This is a genomic window from Vitreimonas flagellata (assembly GCF_004634425.1).
Classification (GTDB): domain Bacteria; phylum Pseudomonadota; class Alphaproteobacteria; order Caulobacterales; family Aquidulcibacteraceae; genus Vitreimonas; species Vitreimonas flagellata.
Map to the genome: position 1 here is coordinate 1 of NZ_SBJL01000014.1, position 1,250 is coordinate 1,250.

Below are 1,250 nucleotides of genomic sequence, written 5' to 3' on the forward strand. Positions count from 1 at the left end.
AGAAGTAAGTTGAAATAAGCACCGGGTGGATAGTTGGCGAGAATCAGCTGGTTGATAAAGGGGGCAAAACTGGGGGCACGATTCGATTTTTTCGGGTCCTGAATTCATAGAATAAGCGCAACGCTTGAAACGAGAGGCAGAGAGCCAGCCACCGGTAGAATCCAGGCTCTCACACCGAAGGATTCAAGCGCAGATGACTACGCATTACCGGCAGCTGACTCAGGGACAACGTTACCAGATTGAGGCTGGCTTGAGCGCCGCAGAGAGCCAGGCGAGCATTGCAAAGCGGGTCGGCGTGCATCCCTCGACGATCAGTCGCGAGGTTCGCCGCAACAGCACCCAGAATATCTACAAGGCTGTTTCTGCGGCCCATGAAAGTGATGCTCGTCGAGCGGGTGCGCGCAAGTTTTGCAAGCCGGCGACATGGCTCAGCCATCATCTCCCGGTGTGGCTCAAGCATGGCATGAGTCCGGAGCAGATCGCCCAGCGGTTGAAGCAGGAGCAGCCAAGCCGGGCGGTCAGCCATGAGTGGATTTATCGGTTCATTGCCGCCGAACAGCGCGCCGGTGGTGAGCTTTATACCTATCTGCGACATCGCCGAAAGCGCTACCGGAAACGCTATGGAAGCCACGATCGGCGCGGGCAGCTGCGTAATCGCGTGTCAATCAGTGAACGCCCAGCCGAGGTCGAAAGCCGCGAGCGCCTGGGGGACTGGGAGGGCGATACGGTACATGGACTGGGCGGTAACCTGGTGACCCTGGTTGATCGCAAAAGCGGCTATCTGAGCGCCTATCCGGTCAAGCGCAGAACGCGCCGGCAGGTAACGCGGGCGATCAATCTGATGCTTCAGGGCCATGCCGCTCACACGCTGACGCTGGATAACGGAAGGGAGTTTGCCGGGCATGAACGCATCGCGCTACGGAGCCAGTGCCAGGTCTTTTTTGCAGACCCCTATTCATCCTGGCAACGTGGCACCAATGAAAACACCAACGGTCTGCTCCGCCAGTATTTCCCCAAGGGCAGCGACTTCAGCAAGCTGACCGTCGAAGCCGTCAATCGGACAGTAGCGAGGATCAATCTACGCCCGCGCAAGCGCTTGGGCTGGAAGACGCCGTACGAAGTGCATACAGGGGTGAGCGTTGCACTTATGTGTTGAATTCAGGAATGAAGCTAAGGCGCTCCTACTTTTGGATGGTGCTTCGGTGCTCAACTTTAGAGCACCGCACCAGCGTTTGCTGAAATTTAGAATT

1 protein-coding gene is annotated in these 1,250 nt (G+C 57.3%); it reads left to right on the forward strand.

Annotated features, from left to right (window positions below):
* Nucleotides 1-193 precede the first annotated feature (193 nt).
* Complete coding sequence (locus EPJ54_RS19620) at nucleotides 194-1,156, forward strand: IS30-like element ISPpu17 family transposase (protein ID WP_004577240.1); 963 nt, start codon at nucleotides 194-196, stop codon at nucleotides 1,154-1,156.
* Nucleotides 1,157-1,250: the final 94 nt, after the last annotated feature.